We start from the raw sequence: 24,171 nt of genomic DNA, 5'->3' as shown, positions 1-24,171 counted from the left end.
CACTAATTCCTAAACCAATTTATAACTTCATCAATATTTTCTTTTGGTGCTGATAACAAATCCCAAGATAGTACATACCCTTTTACTGTTGTCTTATTTATGTTTGAAATATTTTCACTTATATATTTAGGTGTAACAGGAGCTATAATTTCTTTTTTATTTATTTCAATACCTACATATATATCTTTGACAAGATTTTTTGTTATAAAATCGATTTCCTCTAGCACAAATTTTATAGGATATATATCTCCTTCATACTCTCTAATTCCTAAAATATCTAATAAATTTCTTTTTGCAATCTCTTTATTTTCATGTACTGATTCATCAATTAATCTTTCAAATTCAAATGGCAAACCTGCTGGAGCTTTAGTAATTCTATACATCATTGGTTTTATAAAATCTGCTACTTCTTGTAATTTTTCTAAATCTTGACCTACAAAGTAAGAGATAAAAGGGGAAAAAGTGTCTATCCCTATTTTCAATCCTTTACTTTTAAAATAACTACTTATATCCACTAGTGCGTTATATATATTTTGACTTTTCATTTCAAAAAAATCTTCCCATATTTTATTTTTAAATTTGTATTTTCCATTAATGTATTCTGTTATACCAAATGGAGTATCTTCACTAACTATAACTTCATTAGATACATTATCCATTTCTATCATTAATGACCTTTTATCAATATTATTTTTTTCATATATATCTAAACAATCTTTACAAAAACAATTAAAAACACCATTTAATTTATTAGAAAAAGAGCCATACCTTATCTTATCTAAAAAAATTCCATCAAACTCAATTTCACTAAAATAAGTACTATATATTTTCTTTATGTTTTCTATATTTCCCTTACTATTTGGACAATAAAATTCAAAGTTTTCATCTTCTTGTAATGCATATCCTTTAACTTCTTTTCCAGTATAATCAACTAATAGATTACTTTTTTCAAGTAATCCTACTTCCGAAAAACATGGGAACCAAAGATATAATTCAACATTATATTTTTTTAAAAGTTTTTTAGTTTTTACATATAGTTCTTTGTCTACACTCCAACCCATAATGACTTTTTCTACATCAATACATTCCATTAATTCTAATAGCTTACATTTTATATCATTAAATTTTATTTCTTTATTTTTGAATCCACCTGTAAAGATTTGTACAACTATTTTTTTCCTATCCATGTTTGATCCTCCTATTAGCTAACGCCATAGCAAGTCTTATACCTCCATATACTGGCTGATTTTCTTGAAGTATAAATTTTAACTTTTTATCTGTATTTTCTTCCCTTAAGTTGTCCATTAACATTTGAGCATATATAGTTTTGTTTAATGTACCACCAGATAAAACTATATCTATTTCACTTTTATTATTTTTCATTGAATTAGATATTTTACTTAATATTACTTGAGCTAATTTGGACAGTTCAATTGATGACTCTCTCAGTATTTCAATAGCTAATTTATCATCTCGTTCAGCACAATCAATCACTAATGAAGCTAAGTTTGCTATTTCAACATTGTTATTTATTTCAGTAATCATATATGTAAGTTTCTTAAAGCTATCTGCATTAAAGAAATCTAAAACACAATCGAATAAATCACTATATTCATGGCACTCATCACAATAAAGTAAAACTTTCTTTAGTACTTTTCTTCCTATATCATATCCAGAACCCAAATCGCTAAAATTATATCCCCATCCACCGACTCTATATATGTCTCCATCTTCCCTAATTCCTAATACAATTGAACCTGTACCAGCTACAATTACTAAGCCAGGAGCATCAGTTTGCGCATAAAAGGCTAAAACTGCATCATTTACTAAATATATTTTTTCTTTGTTAAACCCAACTTTTAATATTTCATCCATTATAATATTATAATCATTTGGAGAATCACATCCAGATATACCAAATACAGTGTACTCAATATCGTTATAGTCAATATGTAAATCTTTTAATATTTTCTCAAATCCATTATTAATATTTTCATATGTTTTTTGAACTCCAACTGACTTATAATTAGTTGAACCAGTAGTATGTTCTTTAAGTATATTTCCATCTAAATCACTTACACAAAATTTTGTTTTTGTTCCCCCTCCATCTATTGAAATCAAATATTTCACATTAATATCCTCCTTTTTTATTAGATAGGGAATATTGGTAGTCAGTTTCTTTTAAACACATACTAATTACCCCATTTATACTTCCCTCTCTCAATGACTCCACTTTTATTAGTCTAGGGAAATTTTCTCCTCCAACACTTTTATTTACATCTTCTTCTATAAATTCCATGTCACTTTTAGTTAATATATTGCATTGTATAATCATAGCTTCTGGATTTAAAACACAAACAAGAGTCCTTACAAAATTTGATATTATAGATAAAATTTCTTTCTTAAATTTATTATCTTTGCTCTTTAAATATCTTTTTCTTAAACTCATAATGTAATCTTCAATATTTAAGTTATCATAGTTATACTTGCTAAACTCTATATTTAGATAGCTTAGTTCACCAGCAAAATTTGTAGAACCTAGATATAATTCACCATTTATAACTATACCTGAGCCAATACCATCATCTAAATACATAAGTGCCATATTTTTATATTCGTCTTTGTACTGTTTTTGATAAATTCCAATAGTGGTAATATTTGTATCATTTTCTATAAATACTTTAGTGTTATATTTACTCTTTATTAAATTTTCTAAATCTATACCTTCCCAACTTTTTATTGTTGGAATGTTTTTGACTACACCTTTTTTTACAACTCCTGGAACACCAATTCCAATCGCTCTTATATTGTTTCCCCTTACTTTTTCAATCAAAGTATCTATAACAAAAAAAGTATCGTGGTTAACGTTTTCATATGTATCCATTCTTATATTGAACTCTTCTTGATAAGTTATTTCACCTAATAAATTTGCAACTACTCCTATACAGCTGTTTCTATAATAATACAAGGCTATTATATGTTCTAAGTCTGCATTTATTTCAAATAGTTGAGCTCTTCTTCCTCCAGTAGATTCATTTAATCCACTTACTTTAACTTCATTTTTCAAAGCTAATTGTTCTACAATTTTATTAACTGTTGCTAAACTCAATTCAGTAATGCTTGAAATTTCTGGCTTTGTTATAGGTCCATCATTTTTTATAATATTTTTTATTAAGTCTTCATTTACTTTTTTTATCGTTTGTGGCTTTCCAACTATATTTTTCATAAACAACACCTTACTTTATAAACTTTATTTATTAAGTTTAGTATAATAGTTACAGGTTAAATTTGTCAATATTATTCCAATAAAAAAGAAATAAATTTAAAATAGGTTATTTCTAAATTTATTTCTTTTAAATTCTCAACTATAATATAAATAATTGTTTCTAAAATTTTATTTTTTACTGCAGTATATATTTTTATAACAATTAAAACTCTCTTTATCTACTTCTTAAATCTAACTTCTGCTGCCTTTGCATGTGCATATAATCCCTCTTCTTTTGCTAGCTTCTCTGCAACAGGAGCTAATACTTCTATAGCTTTTTCATTTAATATTTGCTTTGTACAAGTTTTTATAAAAGTACCAACCCAAACACCACCAGTATATCTTGATGCTTTTAATGTTGGTAGTGTATGATTTGTACCTGAAACATAATCACCAAATACCTCAGCAGATAAGTTTCCAATAAACAATGAGCCATAGTTAGTTAGTTTATCACAAATTTCTTCATATTTATTTACTGCTATTTCTAAGTGTTCTGGTGCATAAAAATTACTTATTTTTACTGCTTCATCTATATCATCAACCAGTATTATTTCACCATTATTTTTCCATGAATTATATGCAATATCTTTTGTTGGTAAATTTTCTAACATGATTTTCATATTTTTTTCAACCTCTTGTGCTATTTCTAAACTATCAGTTAATAATATACCTCTTGCATTTAAATCATGCTCACATTGTGCCAACAAGTCAGCTGCAATATAGACTGGATTTGAAGTTTCATCAGCTATTATAAGAACTTCACTTGGACCAGCTACAAAATCAATTCCGACTTGCCCATAGCATTGTCTTTTAGCTTCTGTTACAAACTTATTTCCTGGTCCTACAATTATATCAACAGGTTTAACCTTTTCTGTACCATATGTAAATGCTGCTATAGCTTGAACTCCTCCAGTTGCATATATTTCATCAGCTCCTGCTATATCCATAGCTACTAATGTTTTAGGATTTATATTTTTAGTGTTTTTCATAGTTGGTGAACATGCCACTATTCTTTTTACTCCTGCAATTTTTGCAGGTATTATAAGCATAAGAGCTGTTGAAAATAAAGGATATTGTCCACCTGGAACATATGCAAGGCATGACTCTATAGGAATATTAGTTTGACCTAAAATAACGCCTGGATAGATTTCCTTTTCAAAAGAATTTTCGAAACTAGCCTTTTGGGCTTTTGCAAATTCGCTTATATTTTTAGCAGCAATTTTCAAATTGTTTATAAACTCCTCATCTACATGTTTGTAGGCTTCTTTTATTTCTTCTTCAGTAACTCTGAATTCATCTCTTGTGTTTTTATCAAACATTTCATTATATTTTTTCAACGCAGTCTCTTTATTATTTCTTATATCTTCTATTATAGAACTTACTTCTTCTCTTAGTATTTTTTCATCTACCTTTTCTTTTATATTTGATTTTTTTATAATCTTCATCTTTTCCCTCCTAGTTTTATAATGTTATCATTCTAGCAATAAATAAAAACTCCCACCCTCTATCAATAACTAGAGGATAGGAGTTTAATCATATTGTACTCACCTCACTGACTGAGCACTATTTGTCTAATAACTATACTTATATTTCAGTTAATCTTTCTGAATTTTCTCTTTATTATACATAATATGATATATTTTAACTATTAATTTGTCAATGAAATTTTTTATCTTCTACAGCAATTGCAATTACATCTATCACATTTGCATTTGTTGCATTTGTCACATTTGCATCTGTCACAATTACACTTATGACATCTACATCTATCACAATCATGGTTATTATGGTTGTTTCCATTTCTTCTAGCTTCACATTCCATACCTTCGTCAAAGAATCTTCTAGACTCTTCTAGAGATTCTATACCTTGATAATTATAAGCTGAGTGTTCATTCCAAGATTTTTCTGCTTTTTCCCACATTTTTCTAGCTTCATTTTCAAATTTTCTTGCTTCTCTTCCTCTTTCTTCAGCTTCACAGAATGCTTCTCTTGCTTCTCTTTCTCTTTTTTCTGCTTCTCTTCTAAATCTATCACAATTTCTATCTCTATCTCTGTCTCTGTCTCTGTCACTATCTCTATCTCTGTCTCTGTCACTATCTCTATCTCTGTCTCTATCTCTATCCCATGAATTATTATCATCTTGGAACCATCTTGATGTAGAATAACTTCTTCTATACCAATCTCCTGAACATTTATTATTTCCCATATAGCATATCTCCTTTTAATTTTAATTTTTTATGAGATGTTTTGTTTCATCTCATACTATATAGTATTAAAATTTCCAAAATATGTTACATAGAAACCTATATTCTTTTCTTTTTAGCTTATTTTCAACATTTTATTCATTTTTTCACAATATCCTTTGTCTTTTATTAGACATAAACTGTTATTTATTTCATACTCAGAGTCAGCATAAACCATAATAGCAAGCTCATCATCATCATTTAAAATATCATAGTTTACTAAGCAATTTCCAACTATATTCAATATTTCATCTTTATTACATTTTTTAAATCTAAGAAGTGCTCCACATTTTTCTCTAACTATTTTATTTACTTGTATTCTATCTTTAGTAAAAGAATCTATACTAGAAACTCTGTTATCTATTATATCAATAACATCTGAGTAAACTGCACTTCCTGTTGCTAGACTTCCAGCTCCCTTACCTACAAAAGAAACTTCTCCTACTGAATCTCCATTTACTATGACAGCATTAAACTCATTGTCTATTCTAGCAAGTATGTTATCTTTTTCCACTAAAACAGGTCTAACAAATGCACTTACTTTATCATTTTCATATTTACTTTGCCCAATTAATTTTATTTTACAATTTAGTTTTTTAGCATATTCTATGTCTTTTTCATCTATATCTGTAATTCCTTCTAGATATACATCTTTCCAGTATACTCTATTATCATAAGCTAGAGTTGACAATATTGATAGCTTTCTAGCAGCATCATATCCTAATACATCTGACTCTGGGTTTGCTTCAGCAAAACCTAATTCTTGAGCTTGTTTTAATGCCATGTCATAAGACAAATCCTCATCATACATTTTAGATAATATAAAGTTAGTAGTTCCATTTAAAATAGCATTTATGCTGTCTATATTATTTCCTTCTAATGATTCTATTATTGGCTTTAATACTGGTATACCTCCAGCAACTGAAGCTTCAAATTTAATACTTACTTTATTTTCACTAGCTAATTTTGCAAGTTCATCTCCACATTCAGCTAGTAAATCTTTATTTGCTGTAACAACATGAATTTTATTATTTAATGCTTTTTTTATATAAGATAGTGTTGGTTCTAAACCACCCATAACTTCAACTAATATATCTATATCTTTCTCAAATATGTCATCTATATTATTAGTTATTATATTAGAGTATTTTTTTTCTTTATGCTTTTCTAAATTATTAACTAATATTCCAACTATTTCTATATTTCTTTTCTCTTTATTATTATCTATTATATCTATAAGTCCACTTCCTACAGTTCCATATCCTAGTACTCCAATTTTCACTTTATTTTGCATTTTATTTTCCTCCTAAATTTATAATTTTCCGATTTTTTTTAATTTTCAATCTTTTATTGTAATAAAAATAGACCCATCCCTATATAAAGGGACGAGTCTATACTCGCGGTTCCACCCAATTTGATTTTTGTCAATTATTGACAAAATCCACTTTGTACTTTAACGCAGTTAACGGTTAATCTTACTAAAACTCTTTTTAGAGTAACTTCAGATAACAGCTCCTAGGTAGTTTTCAATCCCTCTAATTTAAAAAGTCTTTCAGCCAATGGACTTTTCTCTCTGATAATCGAATTAGATTTACTCTTCCTATTCATCGCTTTTATAATTTTTTATAATTCCTTTTTATACTTTCAAATAATATTTTAAATAACAAAAAACTCCCATCCTTATAACATAAGGACGAGAGTATAATTCCCGCGGTTCCACCTAATTTAGTTTTCATTTTTTATGAAAACCCACTTTAAACTTTAACGTAGTTAACGACTATTCTTACTAAAATCTATTAATATAGATAACTTCAGAAAGTAGCTCCTAGGTAGTTTTCAATCTCTCTAATTTAAAAAGTCTTTCAGCCAATGGACTTTTCTCTCTGATAATCGAATTAGATTTACTCTTCCTATTCATCGCTTTTTTATTTATTATATTGTAATTTATTTTAAACCCTTACAAATAAATTGTCAATAGTTTTTTTAATTTTATTTTTTATACTTAATCTATAAATCCGAAAATTCTATTTCTAATTTTTTACTTAGCTCACTACTGAGCTCTCTTTTATAATTGCATTTTTCACTATTATTGCTTCTAACTGGCAACGAGACAATAAATTCACTTCCAACACCAAGTTGACTTTTTAAAGATATACTACCATCATGCAATTCAACTAAAGATTTCACTAATGAAAGCCCAATTCCACTGCCTTTAACTCTATAAGAAAGTTCATTGTCAATTTGTTCAAACCTATTAAATATTTTATCTATTTTTTCTTTTGGTATACCTATACCACTATCAGATATTTTCATTTCAAACATATTATCTTTCACATATAAAAATATATTTATTTTCCCATTTTCTTTGTTGTACTTAATTCCATTAGAAAGTAAATTCAATATTATTCTTTCCAATTTTTCTGAATCAAATAACATTGAAAATTCCTCTATTTCTGTATCAAATGTAAGTTGTATATTATTTTGACTTGCAAAATCAGCTACAGACATACATATATCTTCCACAAATGATATTATATCAGACTCTTTTGGCTTAAAATCCAAATATCCCGACTGCATTTTTGTAAAATCTATAACATTATTTACTAATCTCAATATTCTATTTCCATTTTGTTTTACTATACCTAGATTTCTTTTTAGAGTATCATTTGATTCTATTAAGTCTGCCTCTTTCTTTTCTATTACTTGTAATGAAGATGATATTAAATTTATAGGAGTTCTAAGTTCATGAGATAGATTTGCAAAAAACTCCATTCTATTTTTATCCATCTCTTCTTCTAGTTTTTTTCTTCTACTTATATCTCTTGCTGTACCAATTATTCCAATGACACTACCATAACTATCAAAATATGGTCTTTTTGTAATCTCAATACATTTATTTTCGTTATGTATAGTCATATTTGATTCAAATGTAACAATCTTTTTATTTTCAACTACATCCTTATCACTTTTACATATCTTGTCTATAAGAGATTCTTCTGTTGATAATTTATGACTATTCTTACCTAGTAATTCTTCTTTATTCATACATGCTAGATTCAAAAATCCTGAATTAAATCCAATATAATTTCCATATACATCTTTATAAAACATATTCTCTGGTATTGAATGTTCAATCATCTTCATTAAGTTTTTTGAATCATAGTTTTTATTATTATATCCACTGTATATTATATTATCTATTATTCCTATAGTACCTAAAAGTTCACTTTCATCATATAAGAAATATTTTTCAACCATAAAAAATGTTTCTTCGTATTCAAATAGTTTTTGTAAAAATCTTTTTTTACTAGATATTCCTTCTAAATAGTCATCTCTAAATAATTTTCCAGTTCGTTCTCCCCATACTTCTATATCGTTTTTTCCAAATATATCTTTTGTAGTTTTAATTTTGTTATTTAATATTGATATTAAATTTTCACTACAATCTATATATATTCCTTCTTCATCTTTAACATAAGCTAATTTTTCTTTTTTATCAAATGAATCGATTATCTGTCTATAATCGAATACTATTTTACTAAAATACAAAACTACGTACGAATCTCCAACTATTTGTTTTCTTATGTTTATCCAATTTTTAAGTGCTGGAATATATCTTTTTATACAATCTATATTATCTGAGAACAACTCTTTAGAATATTTTTTTGCTCTAAATATAGGTAATACATCTAATATATCTTTATCACAAATTCCCTCTTCTAGTTTCAATACTTGACTCATACCTTTACTTATATATTCCACTCTATATTCTATATCTTCATGTTCTCTTATAATCTTACAGTATAAAAAAGGCACAGGTATATTTTTTATAAAATTCACATATTTATTATGGATATCCATATCCTAACCACGACCTCTCAATGTTATTTATAATAATACTTCTTAAGTAATTATATGACATTTTTCTATTAATTATAACATATTTCATAACAAATATTTTCAAATAAATTTAATTTTATGTAATTTATTATTTGTTTATAATTATTTGTGTCGCTTTTTTTTCATCGGTAATGACATGTGTTATGTATCCAGTCTTCAGTGCACCTGTTATTGAATCTATACTAGAATCTGAACATATAGCTATTACTTTTTTTGCCTTTTTTAATTTTTCAAGAGGTATTTGTATGACATAATCACTATCACTTTTAATTATTTCTCCATCTTTATTAAAATAATAAGATAAAAAGGAACCTATTGCTTTTTCTTTTGTAAGCTTCTTTCCAAATCTAATCGCAGTAGCTTGGTCTGGAACCTGAGGATAATTATCAACAGATAAAATTATTGTATCTATATTATCCCATTTTTTCTCCATACTCTGATAATTTTCAGTTTTCAAATAGATATTTCGCTCTTCACTACTAGTTGGAAATGCAGGCGCATATAAAAATACAGGACTAAATCCTGTACTATTTGAAAATACAGATATTAATTCATTAGGGTGATATCCTTTATTTGGTATGTTAGCCATTCCAACCAATGGATATACTTCTCCTTTAAAAGTAAAAGTATCCTCACTCTTTTGTATTTCTTCTATTATATTACCTATAGTATATCCCCATCCTATACCGACATTACTAACCTTAGGTAATTCTTCTTTTATATATTTTATTCCATGACTTAGTATAGTTTGTTGAGTTATATATTCGGTTTTAGCTTCTGGTACTATTAGTCCACCTCTAATGTTAAATATCTCTTTCATCTGATTCATCAGCAAATCATTACTAGAAAATAGTTCCCTAATCTCTATCTTTACTATTCCAATTTCTTTTGCTTTATTTAACATTTTACTTATCAATGGTCTTGATACTCCTAAAATTTTTGCAATCTCTGCTTGAGTTTTATTATCTTCATAATACATTTTTGATACTTCTACTAATTTCAACATTTCGTTTTCAATAGTCATATTTTCATCCTTTCAAAGCTAATTCTAAGATAAAATTATCTCATTAGATAAAATTTGTCAAGTTGTATAAAAAATTTAAAAAGCCCAGAAAAATTCTGGGCTTTTTAGCTTAATTATTAACATTCTTGCATTAATTCAATTATAAAACCACCATTAATTATAAATGCACATTTTAAGTTATCTCCTACTTTAAAAGGTTCTACAATTACTTCATTCTCACTCAGATATTTGTCCATATTTTTTACTTTATATGCAACATGAGGATTTTTTTGCATTATTTCTGGAAGTGGACTTCCTTCAACAAATCTTAAATATTCATATTTGAAATCTGTGTATTTTGGGTCTGTTATATACACCTTCAATTCTTCATTAAACTCTTCATGCTCTTGTAGCTTATCTGTTATAACACCTATATGTACAAATTCCATAAATTCCCCTCCAATTATATTAAAACCTATATATTAAACTTATACTACTTATACTCTTCTTTTAATTCTTCAAATAACTTGTATGCTTGTTCTGGAGTATTGTTTTCATGAACTACAGCCTTTATTGCCTTTATCATAGCTTTTGGATTTTCTGATTGGAATACATTTCTTCCCATATCAACTCCTGCTGCTCCTTCATTTATAGCTCTATAAGCCATTTCTAACGCTTCTTTTTCTGGAACTTTTTTCCCTCCTGCTATAACTATTGGAACTGGACAAGCAGATGTTATTTTCTCAAAATCCTCACAATAATAAGTCTTTACTATACTTGCTCCAAATTCAGCTAACATCCTAGTGGCTAATAGAAAATATTTTGCAGTTCTTTCCATCTCTTTACCTACTGCAACGACACCCAAAACTGGTATTGAATATCTATTTCCCATATCTATTGTTTTGACTAAATTTTCTATAGCCTTACACTCACCTTCAGCCCCCATAAATGTCTGTATAGCTAGGCATGATGCATTCATTCTTATAGCATCTTCTATATCAACTCCTATAACCTCTCTACTCATATCCTCTCTGAGTACGGAACTACCAGCCGAACATCTAAGTGCTATAGCTTTATCTTGAGTGGGATTTATACACGTTCTTAAAGCTCCCCTTGTAGCCATAAGACAATCTGCATCTTCTATAAGTTCAGGTATTGAAAGGTCTAATCTTTCTAATCCTTGAGTAGGACCCATTATATATCCATGGTCAAAAGCTAACATCAATGATTTTCCTGTTTTAGGATTAAATATCTTTGATAATCTATTTTTCATTCCCCAATCTACATTGTCCATTCCTTTTAAATAAAAACTTTGTTGAGGTGGTTTTATCCCTATTCCATAATCTTTTGGTAATATTATTCCATCTTTATCTGCCATTTTTTATCTCCCTTTAATTTAGTCTAATTCTTTTTAAAGTAAGGCGTATTACATGGTGAATTGAAGTATCTCAATAATTCATCATCCATTCTAGCTATAAATAGTTGGAATCCAGCTGTTTCTTGAGTAGTCAAAAGTTCTCCAACACAATTTGAAACTATTTCTATATTTTTTTCTTGTAATATTCTATGGCACTTTCTATAAACTATTAACATTTCCATTAAAGTAGTAGCTCCTGAACCATTAACTACTAACATTACTTTTTCACCATCTTCGATATCCAAATCCTTTATTAAAGCTTGTGTCATTATTCCAGCAGTTTCATCAGCAGACTTCATTTCCATACGTCCACCTCCACCTTCTCCATGTTGCCCCATTCCTATTTCCATCTCATTTTCTCCAAGTTCAGAAATTACCATACCTGTAGATGGATGAGTTGCTCCTTTACATGCAACAGCTATAGTTGCCATATTATCAGCAAATTTTTGTGCTATTTCTGCAACTTCATCTAAAGATTTTCCTTCTTTAGCAGCCCCTGCAGCTATTTTATATAAAGGTATACATCCAACCAATCCTCTTCTATCATCACTATTTTCTCTCGGTGCATTTGCTATATCTTCTTGAGTAACAACTTTTCTAACATTTAATCCTTCTTTTTTAACTTGTTTCATAACAAGGTTTCCTGTCAACATATCTCCTGCATGATTAAGAACTACAAATAATACACCTTTCCCTTTGTCTGCCATCTTTATAGCCTCTAAACAAGAATTTGGTCCTGGAGCGGCAAATACATCTCCGACTACAGCTATATCAACCATTCCATCTCCAACAAATCCACTCAAAGCTGGTTCATGACCTGCTCCTCCTAAAGTAACTATTGTTACTCTGTCTTCTTCTTCCAACTTTTTGTTTATCACTAAATTTGAATCTGTAACTCTTAGTAACTCCGAATTTGAAAGTTCTAAACCTTCTAAAACTTCTCTAGTTAAATCTTCTGGTTGGTTAATAAATTTTTTCATTGACATGATAAATTCCCCCTATTAAATTTGTTATATTGATTAATTGCTGTGTTAATCTCTTTTATAATGCGTCATATAAACCTTTAAACATTAATGATATAGAAACAGCGCCTGGGTCCATATGCCCTAAACTTCTTTCCCCTATACTTTTTGCTCGTCCAAATTTTGCTATGTAAGTTTTAGTGCTTTCTGCGCCTTCTACTGCTTTCTCATAACCCACTTTAAAAACATCTTTTATGTTGTCACTTTCAATAGTATGCATAGCATCTATTGCTGGGTATAATGCATCTACTAGTGTTTTTTGACCTACTTTAGCAGTAGAAATAAGAGATAAATTTTCTCTTGCTTCAATAAACATATCTTTTACTTCTTCTATTTTAAGTTCTTTTTTATCTTCTATTCCTTCAGCCATTCCCTCAAATATAGTTCCCCATAAAGGTCCTGCTGACCCTCCATTTACATTCATACATAAAGTACTCAAATCTTCATTAATTGATTTTATACTATCATCATCATGCTCTTCTAGAGCCCTTTTTCTCATACAATCAGCTATTCTGTCTATAGTAACTCCATGGTCACCATCTCCAACTATACCATCTAATTCACATAAATATATCTTATTTTCTTTTAATATTTCTGCTGCACTTATTAGCATTTTTCTCCATGTAACTGTCGACAACATTGAATCATCTCCTTACCAATATCTTAACTCAATATTATCATATGTAATAACAAATGTAAATTATTTTTAGAAAACGTTTTTACAAAATTTACATTTGCAATATCAAATACCAATTTTTATTTTAATATTTTACTTTAACATTTCATTTCTTATCTTTCTAAAATACAATCTTGAATTTAATTCATAACCTACAACAATAACCCAACTACTAAAATATATCCATGTCATAAGTACAATTATTTCAGCTATGCTTCCATAGATTACTTCATAGTTAGCATAATAGTTTGTATAATAAGAATAGAAAAATGATACTACAAACCAAGCAAACGTAGCAAAAATAGCACCTGGAGCAGATTCTTTCATAGTCAAACTCTTATTAGGTGTATACTTATACAAAAATGTAAATATTACTATTATTGTTGCAATACCTACAGTGTATCTTAGAATATCCCATATTTTTATGAATATCTCATCTAATCCTATAAAGTTAAAAATAAAATAACCTATCTTCTCTCCATAAACCAAAAATATCATAGATAAAAAAATCAATACCAAAAGCATAATCGTAAATAAAAATGATATAGATAAGATTTTAAAAAAAGACCTAGTTTCTTTAACTTTATAAGCTCTATTCATTCCTTTAATAAGTGCTTTTACTGCCCTTGAAGATGTCCACATCGTAAGTACAAAACTGACAGCTAAAAAATTTAAACTTCTATTGTCTATTGCAGAAACTATAATTGAAGATAATACATCAAAAGCACTCTCTGGCATCATGTTTCTAAATAAGGCTATATATTTATTTAAATGAAGAACTGGTATATATGCTATAGAACTTATTGTAAATATTAAAAAAGGAAATATAGACAACATTAAGAAAAAAGATACTTCTGCTGATTTTGAACTTAACTCACTATAATTAGATTTTGCTACTATATATTCAATTAATTTCTTATCTATCCCAAACATAAATATCCCCTTTTCTCTAATATTAATTTCATTATACAATATTAATTATACTCAGATTCATACCATAATATAATTATTTAAACAAAAATAAAGTAAATAAAAGCTGAAAATAATAATTCTACTAATATTTTAATTTTTTAATCACTGAAAATAAAAAGTATAATCTTGAATTAAATATATATTATTGGACTATAATTATGATTATATACAAGCTTCTAGTGGTATTAATTTAAAAGGATAAAATTCGAGATGTATTTTCTAATTGAATTGACAACACAAAAAGGTTTTTTAAAGTAACAACAAATAAAAATATTAAACAAACTAGTATTAGCAGGATAACTTTTAAATTTATTATATTTTCTTCTTAAACAATTATTGATTATATCAAATCAATATTAATCTTATGCTTATAATTTAAGAAATATGTAATAAAAGTTAAGTATTTATGGTTATAATGTTTATCTTTTGAATAAAATACATTATAATTAAAAGTAAAGTTGCAAATTTGCTATAATTTTAACAAGTTAATTTTCAGAATTATACAAATTTTACATTAATTGTTAATGCAAATTCTATTTAAATAATATTTTTATATTCAAAAATAAATAAAACGGAGGTCTTAAAATATGAGTAACTTTATAATATGTAATTATTGCGGAGACAAGATAGACAAATCTAAAAATAAGTATATAACTTACTCTGAAAAAGATAGTTGTAATGAAGTAAATATTTGTACTAATTGTGCTTTAGACTTATTAGAAAAAACTAATGAAAAATCAAAGATTAAATCTGCAAAAGCTTTAATAAAACAAATAGGATAAAGACACAATATAAATTGTATAAATAAGAAAAGCACCTTTTAATTATAGGTGCTTTTTCTATATATAGATAACTTCATAAGGTATTAAGGTAGATTAAATACAGATATATATTATAATTTATTCCATATATTTATACTTAACTTTTTTGTTTCTTTATTTCTTATTGTAATATTTTAGTAACTCTTTATTCTTATTCTCTTGTTATACTTTGATTAAGAAAATCAAATATAAGTTACTGATTATTTTATGAAAAACATTTTAAAATATTAATATTTACAAGGAGGAAATACAATGAATAAAAGAGCAAAACAAGCATTCTTTCAAACAATCCCAAACTTAATAATTGTATTATTAGCACTCATATTTGCATTTTATACTAATACTTTTGACCTTGATTTAAAAGTATTACTCTTATTACCTATAGTATATATTGTTTTATTTTTATATTATTATACAAGACTGAGATAGATTAGTAGTAAGTATGAAAAATAAATCTATTTTCAAAACAAATGTCTTTAAAGTTTACATACTAAGAAAATATACTGTTGTATAAAATTTAATAAATCATTTATTACAAATATAACAAAAGCTGTCAAAACAAATAATTAAAATAATAGTTTTCGTAAAATACTTTTTAATTAAAAAACTGGCTAACTTTCAGTTAAATGTCAACCAGTTTTTTATAATGCTTTTATTTAAATACAAATAAAATTGCATCTTTAATACTTATTTACTATTCTTTTATGTAGCAATTTAGTCTATTTTATTTTAATTTTGATACCATAATATCTATATATTCTTTTAAACCTCTAAGCTTTTCATCTGCTTCAGCATCACTAGTTCCTTTTACAGCTATATAAAATTTCAGCTTTGGCTCTGTCCCAGATGGTCTTATAGCTACCCAAGACTCATCTTCCAAGAAATATTTTAAAACATCAGATTTAGGGAGATTATCTACACCATTTTTGTAGTCTTTTTTATCAATTACCTTTATATTATTTATACAATCAATTTGATTTTCTCTAAAATAAGATATTATCTCTTTTATTTTTTCCACACCTTCTATACCTTTTAAAGTTAAAGATATAGTCTGTTCTTTAAAGAATCCATATTTCTTATATAGTTCTATTAAGCCTTCATATAAGCTCATGCCTTTTGAATAGTAAAATGCTGCCATTTCAGATATTAATAATGATGAAACAACACCGTCTTTATCTCTTGCATGAGTTCCAACTAAATAACCATAACTTTCTTCATATCCAAATACATAATTTCTATCTTTATTTTCTTCAAATAATTTTATTTTTTCACCAATAAATTTAAAACCTGTAAGAACATTTAGTACATCAACATTATTTTCTTTTGCTATATCCGCTCCAAATTCTGATGTAACTATAGTTTTTATCATTGTAGGATTTTCTTTTAATTGATTATTTTCTTTTAAGCCTTCTATTATATAGTGTGTCAACATTCCACCAATTTGATTCCCTGTAAGTAATACATATTCCCCTGTAGTGGTTCTTACAGCTACACCTACTCTATCACAATCTGGGTCAGTTGCTATTACAAGGTCTGCTCCTTTTTCTTTTGCAAGCAATATTCCTCTGTTTAAAGCTTTTTTCTCTTCTGGATTTGGGTAGTCAAGCCCTGCAAAATTTGGGTCTGGATTTTCTTCTTCTGGAACCACTAATATGTTTTCAAATCCTACTTCTTTTAATGCTCTTCTTATTGGAATATTGCCAGTTCCACAAAGAGGTGTATAAACTATTTTAAAATTTTTACCTACGCTTTTTACTAAATCTTTTCTTATAACTTGACTTTTTACAGCTTCTATAAATTCAGTATCCTGTGTTTCGTCCAATAAGACTACTAAATTTTTATTAGCTTCATTTAAAGTTGGTATTATACTATAATCATGTATGCTATTTACTTTTTCTGTTATTGCATTTGCAATATCTGGCATAACTTGTGCCCCATCTTCCCAGTATACTTTGTATCCATTGTATTCAGGTGGATTATGGCTAGCTGTTATAACTATCCCTGCTATTGCATTTAGATTTCTAACAGCAAAGGACAATTCTGGAGTAGTTCTTAAACTATCAAATATATATGCCTTTATACCACACGCTGCTAATGTATTTGCAGATTCTATACAAAATTCTCTAGATTTATGTCTATTATCATGAGCTATTACTACGCCCCTATTTTTTTCTTCCTCTGTAGTATTTTCTAGTATATAGTTTGCCAATCCAAAAGTAGCTCTTCTAACTGTATATTTGTTAATTCTATTAGTTCCTGCTTCAATTACACCTCTAAGACCAGCCGTTCCAAATTCTAAATCTTTATAAAATCTATCTTCTATCTCTTTTTCATTATCTTTTATTTTATCTAATTCTAGTTTTGTATCTTCATCAAAATATGAACTCTTTACCCATTCTTCATAAGTTTTAGTATAATCCATAATAAAATCCTCCCTATTTTATCCATTTATTATAATTGCATAGATAAACCTTTTTTATATAATTATGACTCTTCTATATACTTATTAATTGACTTAATAAAAATATTTGCAATTATTCTATGACCTTCCTTAGTTGGATGTAATCCATCAAAATATAATTTTTTATATCCTTCTTTTTCCATACTCTTATTATATTCAGAATAAAAATCTACAAAATCAGTATTAAATGTCACACTAAATTTTTTTATCCAATAATTATATGACTCTAACTTTTTTGATACTGTATTAAAATCCGTAAAGCTACTCCAATCTTCCCTAACATTTGGAATATCTGGTCTCAGTGGTATACCTATTATTGGTATAATATTTTTTGCATATGCTTGATGTACCATAGCCATTATATTAGAATTAATAACTTCATTTCCTGCTCCAGCAATAAAATCATTAGTACCACCCATTATAAAAACCATATCGGGAGAATTCTGTAAAACATCTTCATTAAATCTAACTAACATACCACTTGTTGTATCACCATTTATACCCTTATTTATTATTTCTAAACCAGTCTCCTGACTCACAATGTTTGTCCATGAATTACTTCGTGATACTCCAAATCCATATGTTAAACTGTCTCCTAAGCAGACTATTTTCATCTTATCCCCCCTTAGCTATGTTTTTTCTGTTTTAAGAATAATCTAACAGTTTAATTAATTCATATTTTATACTTTTTTTCCTTCTAAGTAAAGTTATTATATTCACTAAATTAATACACATATACATCTAGACTCTGTCTCCCCCAATTAGATGCTTTTCCTTCACTATTCATAAATATATCTATTCTGTTCCCTTTAATTGCACCTCCACAGTCTTCTGCAACAAATGTCATACCTAACCTAGGTATATATACTTTTGTTCCATATGGTATTATATTTGGGTCAACTGCAATTACCCCCCATCTTGGTGTTGTACCAGTAGATGTTATAGTATCTCCTGCATATGCAGTAGCAACTACTCTCATATGTTTTCCTCCTCTTGTATTTGCTCCTCTTGATGCAATTAATACTTTTTCTTTAGTTCCATTTTTTATAATTTTTGTAGTTGGTTCTTTAGAAATCACTTCTTTTGATAAGACTTTTTTGACTAGCTTTCCATCATGGTAAGTTAAATTATAGACTAGTTTTTTCTCTCCCTCTATTCCCTCCTGATAGACTTTAGATTTTCCTTTTACTAAATTGCTATCATTCACATGTTTTGTGTCAAATGGTATTTTTTCAAATTCTTCTTTTTGATTTTTAGTTACTTTAACAACCTTGATTTTCATGTTATCCTTTAATTCTGTATTCAAACTTGGATTAATTTTATCTTCAGAATTGTATTTCACTCCCTGTTCATCCAAAAGTTCTTCAACTGTCTTTTTAAATGAAGACACTTTTTGTTCTTGGCCTTTAACAGTTAGACTTATCTCTTCTTTATTTAATATAGAATATATACTTACTAAACTCATTAAAATTGATACACTTAATAAAGATGATATTATTATTTTCTTTTCTCTTTTCTCCATAATATTTCCCCTTTCATGTTCAAATTTTAAATTAACTTATTTATTACAGTTTTAATCTTATATTATATATGTATATTATAACTTTCTAAATTTATGTAACTTTTTTGTAACTTCTAAATTTGTTTTATTCATAATTTTTTTATATTCTACGGTTAATGACTTATTTCATACAAATTAAATCTCTATGTTTGATAACTTATTTCATGCAAATAAAAAGCTAGAAACAAGGTATTTACTTTATTAAGTATCCTGATTTCCAGCTTTTTATTTACTAATTTCAGTTCGTCACACTAAACATTTATTTATCTTTTAACATTTTCTCCAATTCTGAAACCTTTTTAATTATAGATTCAAAAATTGGTTCTTCTCTTAATTCATTAAAACTATTATCATTAAACATGATAAGTAGATTAGTATATACATTAAAAGTATATGAATTTCTAGATTTTACTTTATCAAAAAACATCATTTGACTTGTATCTGAACTTTCATGTAGATGATATTTTTCTAATATTTCATTTAAACCATATAAAGCTTCTTTAGCTTCTTCTTTCATATTAAAAAATAAGAAATTTAAAGACAACTCTATGTAGTCCATGTATATTCCAAAAAAAGCACCTCTATTTTCACTAAATTTCTTCTTTATTTCTAAAGATATATTTGCATATCCTAATGATTTATTTTTTATATATTCCATTTCTTTTTCTGTTGTTTTTTTGTTATAGCTTCCATCATCTAATTCTTTCTTTAATTCTTTATATTTATTTTTACATACATTAATTAATCCTTTACAATCCAGAGTTGCATTAAATACATCGCTAAATAATTTATTTTGAAGTAATGTTTCTGCTTCATCTAATCTATTCTGACTTAAATATATCATAGCTAAATTAACACTTGTGTCTCCTATTGCTTTATGTATCATATTTAAATATAATTCTGCCTTTTCGTAATCGTCTAACATATAATATGCATTTGATAAAATAAGAAGCGCTGTTTCTTTAATCTGAATATCATCTGTATTTCTAACTATATCTTCAAGAATATTTGTTGTTTCTTTAATTTTACTATTGAATTTATCTTTACCAAATTTATATGAATACATTTGGTATAGCGAACTTATTTTTAACTTTAGCAGATAACTTTGAGGATATTTCTCCATATACATATTAGCAAGTCTTTCTACAGATTCTAAATCTTCTTTAAATTCTTCTAATGGTTCCTCTATTAATAAATCAATTTCTACTTTAGCAAGAGTTGCTTCTAGTTCTTTATAGACTTTCATTACTTCTTCTTCACTTAAATCTACTTTATAGTTTAAAAGTTTATCAACAGATACATTAAAAAAATCTGCTAATACTGGCAATAGTTCTATATCTGGATAGGAATTTCCACTTTCCCATTTAGATACTGCTGGTGTTGACACTCCTATAAACTTTGCTAATTGTTCTTGTGTTAAACTTTTTTCTTTTCTCAATGTTTGTATGACTTCACCTATTTTAATTCGCATATATACCTCCTTAATGTATATCTCTTAATTTAAGTATATTAAAAAAGCATTTATTAGTAAATTGAGGTAAAGTTAACAAAAAACCTATAATTTAACTATTGGTTAAATTATAAGTTAAAAGCTTATTTCATTGACTACAAAATTCCCATTTTTCATTTAACCAACAAATAACATCCTCAAAAACTTCCTCTTTATTTATCTCATTCAATAATTCATGTCTTCCATCTTTATAGAGTTTACATGTTACATCTTTTACTCCTAATTTTATATATCTATCCCTTAGCCTTAAGACACCCTTACCATTTTTACCTATAGGGTCTTTATCTCCAGATATTATATAAATAGGAATATCAAGTGGTATCTTTTTTAAGTTTTCTTTATCCTCTATTTCTTTTAATCCTTGCACTAAATCATAAAAAAAGCCACAAGTACATACCACCCCACAAAATGGGTCATTTATATATTTTTCAACTTGTTCTTTATCTCTACTTAACCAATCAAATTTAGTATTTTTATTTCTTCTTATGCTTTCTCCACCAAATATTAAATCATTTATTTTATTGCTTCGAGAATTTCTTCCATACTTTTTAATCTCATGATTAATTATTAGATGAGCAAAATTTAGAATAATACCTTGTTTTCCATTTGAACCACATAATATAAGACCAGATAAATTATCACTGTAATCCATTATGTATCTTTGACTCGCAAATGACCCCATACTATGCCCAAATAAATAAATTGGCAAATCTTTATTTTCCTTTTTTATAATACTTGTTAAAGTATTCATATCTTCTACAAGGCATCTAAAACCTTCTTTTTCAGCTAGATGCCCAACATTCTCTACTGTCTTTGCGGTTTTTCCATGTCCTCTATGGTCATTTATATATACTATATATCCATTTTTAGTAAGCTCTTTAGCAAAAACTTCATACCGTTGTGCAGTTTCTGCCATTCCATGGGCAATTTGTACAATTGCCTTTGGGTTTTCTATACTTTCATCTTCCCATTTATATGTATATATATCTAAATCTTCTTTTCCCTTGAAAGTAAAATTTGTACACTTCATAATTACTCCTCCAGCCTGAATTTATTCAACATATTAACTTATATACTATATTACTACAATTTTCAAGTCAAAACGTTCTATATAAGTTTCTTACTTATTAATTATTAGCATAAATTGCTATACAAGTGTTGCTCTAAATAACTATATAATAATTTAGTTATTGAATATTAATTATTTAGAGAGAACATTTAACTATACTTGGACATCATATTGACATTATATTCAATTCGTGATATTCTGTTTTCGTCAAAATAGTATCTAAATACAAAGGAGATATTTTATGGATTATTCAAATGAATTGAAAGAATTGTTTCTAATGAATCAAACATATGCAACTCTTTTTACTCTTACAAACAAAATACAAATAGAAGGCGATAAGTATTTTGATGTACTTACTTCAAGACAATATATGACTATTTTATCTATTCTTCACTTACCAGAAGAAGAAACAACATTAAATAATATTGCACGAAAAATGGGTACAAGTAAACAAAATATAAATAGAATAGTTGCTAACCTTGAAAAAAATGAATATGTTCAGGTAGTTCCAAGCCCAAATGATAAAAGAGCAATTAATGTAAAGGTTACCGATTTAGGAAAACAAGTCATGATTAAATGTAGTAGAGTTGGAATAAATTTTATGGCAGATGTATTTCATGAGTTTACTCAAGACGAATTAGAAACCTTGTGGAGTTTACTAAAAAAAATGTATCGTTTTAATGGCGAAGAACAAGATGGATTTGAAGACGATGCTAATTTTATGGAGGATGAAGAACTTGATAAAATTAAAGCTGAAGCACTTAAAGAATTCTCAAGAAGAAGAAATAAAGTAAATAAAAAAGATTAATATTATAATGAAAAAGCTATCTATAATATCACAATATTTTTAAATGCTCATGAGATTAAAGATGGAGGTTTGAAATATAGATATTTGTATAATATAAATCAAAACATGAAAACGGCGACTTTAGTTTTTGCAAAATCGCCGTTAAATCTATTTATCCTTTTATAAATTTGAATAACTTTTATAGTCTTTTGTTGACTGTATTAAGGTCATTGAACTTGAAATCATGCGAGATTATGAAAATCAGATTATAGTAAGTTGCTTAGATAAGATTCTCAAACATTATAAGCTTATTCTTACATTAAAATACATAGATGAATTATCTATAGATGTAACCAAACTGGTTTTCTATGATTGTCTGAAATTTCAAATGGCTTCATCATTTCTCACTCTACTTCCAGCCTGAAAGGGAGAGAATTGATAGGAATTTCTACTTTTCACTCTTAGTCGCCACACAGAAATGATTCCAGTTGCATTTTCGAATAAAAAAATACACCCATCACATGATGCAGACCAATCTGGTCAGTCCACTCATCTATTAGTTCTATTATCCCTTTAGGTGAGTCATTGTTGAATTTCCATTCGATATAACAGTGTAGCATATCAAAGAGCAATAGAAATACAATAAGCATAATCAGCTTTTTCATCTTCTTCATTTTGATATTACCTATTTCAATTTTCTTCACTATGTTTTAGCCCTTTCAGTATAAAGGCAGAAAGACAGATGCACAGCAACAATATTATAGTACTCCCCATTATTTTTCCTACAGTGGTTATGTGGTAACCAGAAAAGTTAAATATAGCTGAAATAGGATAAAAGGTTTTTAGAGTATTTGACATACTCGCAAATAGTCCAGTAACAGAATAAATTTCAGTAAATACTAACGCAAGCCAATACCCTTTTTTCATACGTGAGACCAGCGCGATAATGGGTGAAATTGCAAGGAATACACCTACACCACCTAAAAAATATTCTTTCAAAGAACTTAAAATCAGTTCTACTGATAAATCGGAAAGATGTAAAATAACTTCAGTCAAAAATGTTATGGCAAAGAGCAACAAATAAAGGAGTATGCTAAATGCAAAAGTAACAATCATTTTTGCAATGGTTAATTTTGCTTCATTTACAGGAATTAGGCGCAGAGATTTTATGGTATCATCATCTTCTTCACGACAAATCATATAACTCCCTAAAAGGGCAATGACTGCTGGAAGAACAAAAAAAGTTGCCCAGGGTTGAACTTCGTCCATATACCACCCTGCATTGTCTATATACCGAGAGCCCTCATATACAGTTTTTAATCCATAATGTAAATCTGGTCCATCATGCACACCTTGTCCTCCTGCAAAAATCATAGTAGCTACCATAACTATTGCAAAAACTGCAATCCAAACAACCTTTGAACGGCGAAGCTTTTGGCTTTCAGCCCAAAGTAATTTTTGCAT

Annotated in this window: 22 protein-coding genes and 2 other annotated features; of the genes, 3 read left to right on the top strand and 19 right to left on the bottom strand. The window is 27.5% G+C overall.

Annotated elements, in window-relative coordinates; all coding sequences use genetic code 11:
* Positions 1–2 precede the first annotated feature (2 nt).
* The 13 genes from IC219_RS00690 to IC219_RS00630 all read right to left on the bottom strand — a co-directional run bounded on the left by IC219_RS00690 (position 3) and on the right by IC219_RS00630 (position 14,459).
* Complete coding sequence (locus IC219_RS00690; protein WP_227831110.1) at positions 3–1,187, bottom strand: hypothetical protein; 1,185 nt, start codon at positions 1,185–1,187, stop codon at positions 3–5.
* Positions 1,180–2,130, bottom strand: a complete 951-nt coding sequence (locus IC219_RS00685; RefSeq protein ID WP_227831111.1) for a BadF/BadG/BcrA/BcrD ATPase family protein — start codon at positions 2,128–2,130, stop codon at positions 1,180–1,182. The genes IC219_RS00690 and IC219_RS00685 overlap by 8 nt, the downstream gene beginning before the upstream one ends.
* A gap of 1 nt (position 2,131) precedes the next feature.
* Positions 2,132–3,226 (bottom strand): ROK family protein, encoded by a 1,095-nt coding sequence (locus IC219_RS00680; RefSeq protein ID WP_227823767.1) that lies wholly within the window; start codon positions 3,224–3,226, stop codon positions 2,132–2,134.
* Positions 3,227–3,444: 218 nt separating this feature from the next.
* Complete coding sequence (gene hisD, locus IC219_RS00675) at positions 3,445–4,710, bottom strand: histidinol dehydrogenase (protein WP_227831112.1); 1,266 nt, start codon at positions 4,708–4,710, stop codon at positions 3,445–3,447.
* A 224-nt stretch (positions 4,711–4,934) separates the two neighbouring features.
* Positions 4,935–5,471, bottom strand: a complete 537-nt coding sequence (locus IC219_RS00670; protein WP_227831113.1) for a hypothetical protein — start codon at positions 5,469–5,471, stop codon at positions 4,935–4,937.
* A gap of 113 nt (positions 5,472–5,584) precedes the next feature.
* Positions 5,585–6,802, bottom strand: coding sequence for a homoserine dehydrogenase (locus IC219_RS00665; protein WP_227433002.1), 1,218 nt, complete (start codon positions 6,800–6,802; stop codon positions 5,585–5,587).
* A gap of 84 nt (positions 6,803–6,886) precedes the next feature.
* Positions 6,887–7,125: a binding site (T-box leader), on the bottom strand.
* Between the two features lie 69 nt (positions 7,126–7,194).
* Positions 7,195–7,435 (bottom strand) — a binding site (T-box leader).
* An 80-nt stretch (positions 7,436–7,515) separates the two neighbouring features.
* A complete protein-coding gene (locus tag IC219_RS00660; protein WP_227831114.1) occupies positions 7,516–9,369 on the bottom strand; it encodes an ATP-binding protein in 1,854 nt (617 codons plus the stop codon).
* Positions 9,370–9,496: 127 nt separating this feature from the next.
* On the bottom strand, positions 9,497–10,432 hold the full coding sequence (locus IC219_RS00655) for a sugar-binding transcriptional regulator (protein WP_227433000.1): 936 nt from the start codon (positions 10,430–10,432) through the stop codon (positions 9,497–9,499).
* A 116-nt stretch (positions 10,433–10,548) separates the two neighbouring features.
* Positions 10,549–10,860: a hypothetical protein gene (locus IC219_RS00650; protein WP_227853314.1), complete on the bottom strand. Its 312-nt coding sequence runs from the start codon at positions 10,858–10,860 to the stop codon at positions 10,549–10,551.
* Positions 10,861–10,904: 44 nt separating this feature from the next.
* Positions 10,905–11,789 (bottom strand): 3-hydroxy-5-phosphonooxypentane-2,4-dione thiolase, encoded by an 885-nt coding sequence (gene lsrF / locus IC219_RS00645; protein WP_227432997.1) that lies wholly within the window; start codon positions 11,787–11,789, stop codon positions 10,905–10,907.
* Between the two features lie 23 nt (positions 11,790–11,812).
* Positions 11,813–12,814, bottom strand: coding sequence for a dihydroxyacetone kinase subunit DhaK (locus IC219_RS00640; protein ID WP_227831116.1), 1,002 nt, complete (start codon positions 12,812–12,814; stop codon positions 11,813–11,815).
* A 55-nt stretch (positions 12,815–12,869) separates the two neighbouring features.
* Positions 12,870–13,490, bottom strand: coding sequence for a dihydroxyacetone kinase subunit DhaL (gene dhaL, locus IC219_RS00635; RefSeq protein WP_227831117.1), 621 nt, complete (start codon positions 13,488–13,490; stop codon positions 12,870–12,872).
* A gap of 129 nt (positions 13,491–13,619) precedes the next feature.
* The gene (locus IC219_RS00630) at positions 13,620–14,459 is read right to left on the bottom strand and encodes a YihY/virulence factor BrkB family protein (RefSeq protein WP_227823762.1); all 840 of its coding nucleotides are present in this window, start codon (positions 14,457–14,459) and stop codon (positions 13,620–13,622) included.
* A 626-nt stretch (positions 14,460–15,085) separates the two neighbouring features.
* Here IC219_RS00630 and IC219_RS00625 point away from each other — a divergent pair.
* Together IC219_RS00625 and IC219_RS00620 are read left to right on the top strand one after the other, a co-directional pair.
* Positions 15,086–15,280 (top strand): DNA-directed RNA polymerase, encoded by a 195-nt coding sequence (locus IC219_RS00625; RefSeq protein WP_227432990.1) that lies wholly within the window; start codon positions 15,086–15,088, stop codon positions 15,278–15,280.
* A 291-nt stretch (positions 15,281–15,571) separates the two neighbouring features.
* Positions 15,572–15,748 carry a hypothetical protein gene (locus IC219_RS00620; RefSeq protein WP_227432987.1) on the top strand — a complete coding sequence of 59 codons (177 nt, stop codon included), beginning with the start codon at positions 15,572–15,574 and terminating at the stop codon, positions 15,746–15,748.
* A gap of 295 nt (positions 15,749–16,043) precedes the next feature.
* Here IC219_RS00620 and IC219_RS00615 read toward each other — a convergent pair whose 3' ends face one another.
* From IC219_RS00615 to IC219_RS00595, 5 genes are all read right to left on the bottom strand, one after another.
* Positions 16,044–17,741: a phospho-sugar mutase gene (locus IC219_RS00615; protein WP_227432985.1), complete on the bottom strand. Its 1,698-nt coding sequence runs from the start codon at positions 17,739–17,741 to the stop codon at positions 16,044–16,046.
* A gap of 62 nt (positions 17,742–17,803) precedes the next feature.
* Positions 17,804–18,394 (bottom strand): SGNH/GDSL hydrolase family protein, encoded by a 591-nt coding sequence (locus IC219_RS00610; protein ID WP_227432984.1) that lies wholly within the window; start codon positions 18,392–18,394, stop codon positions 17,804–17,806.
* 110 nt (positions 18,395–18,504) lie between these two features.
* Entirely contained in the window at positions 18,505–19,302 is a 798-nt protein-coding gene (locus IC219_RS00605) for a 3D domain-containing protein (protein ID WP_227482365.1), read from the bottom strand.
* 298 nt (positions 19,303–19,600) lie between these two features.
* Complete coding sequence (locus IC219_RS00600) at positions 19,601–20,812, bottom strand: helix-turn-helix domain-containing protein (protein WP_227823760.1); 1,212 nt, start codon at positions 20,810–20,812, stop codon at positions 19,601–19,603.
* Between the two features lie 127 nt (positions 20,813–20,939).
* Positions 20,940–21,881 carry an alpha/beta hydrolase gene (locus IC219_RS00595; RefSeq protein WP_227432979.1) on the bottom strand — a complete coding sequence of 314 codons (942 nt, stop codon included), beginning with the start codon at positions 21,879–21,881 and terminating at the stop codon, positions 20,940–20,942.
* A 280-nt stretch (positions 21,882–22,161) separates the two neighbouring features.
* Here IC219_RS00595 and IC219_RS00590 point away from each other — a divergent pair, with 280 nt between their 5' ends.
* Positions 22,162–22,728, top strand: coding sequence for a MarR family winged helix-turn-helix transcriptional regulator (locus IC219_RS00590; RefSeq protein WP_227432977.1), 567 nt, complete (start codon positions 22,162–22,164; stop codon positions 22,726–22,728).
* 669 nt (positions 22,729–23,397) lie between these two features.
* On the opposite strand, the gene IC219_RS00585 is transcribed toward IC219_RS00590, so the two are convergent.
* A complete protein-coding gene (locus IC219_RS00585; protein ID WP_227482363.1) occupies positions 23,398–24,171 on the bottom strand; it encodes an ABC transporter permease in 774 nt (257 codons plus the stop codon).

The sequence above is a fragment of the Clostridioides sp. ES-W-0018-02 genome (genome assembly GCF_020658175.1).
In the GTDB taxonomy this organism is placed as follows: domain Bacteria; phylum Bacillota; class Clostridia; order Peptostreptococcales; family Peptostreptococcaceae; genus Clostridioides.
This window is presented reverse-complemented; position numbering and strand designations above follow the sequence as displayed.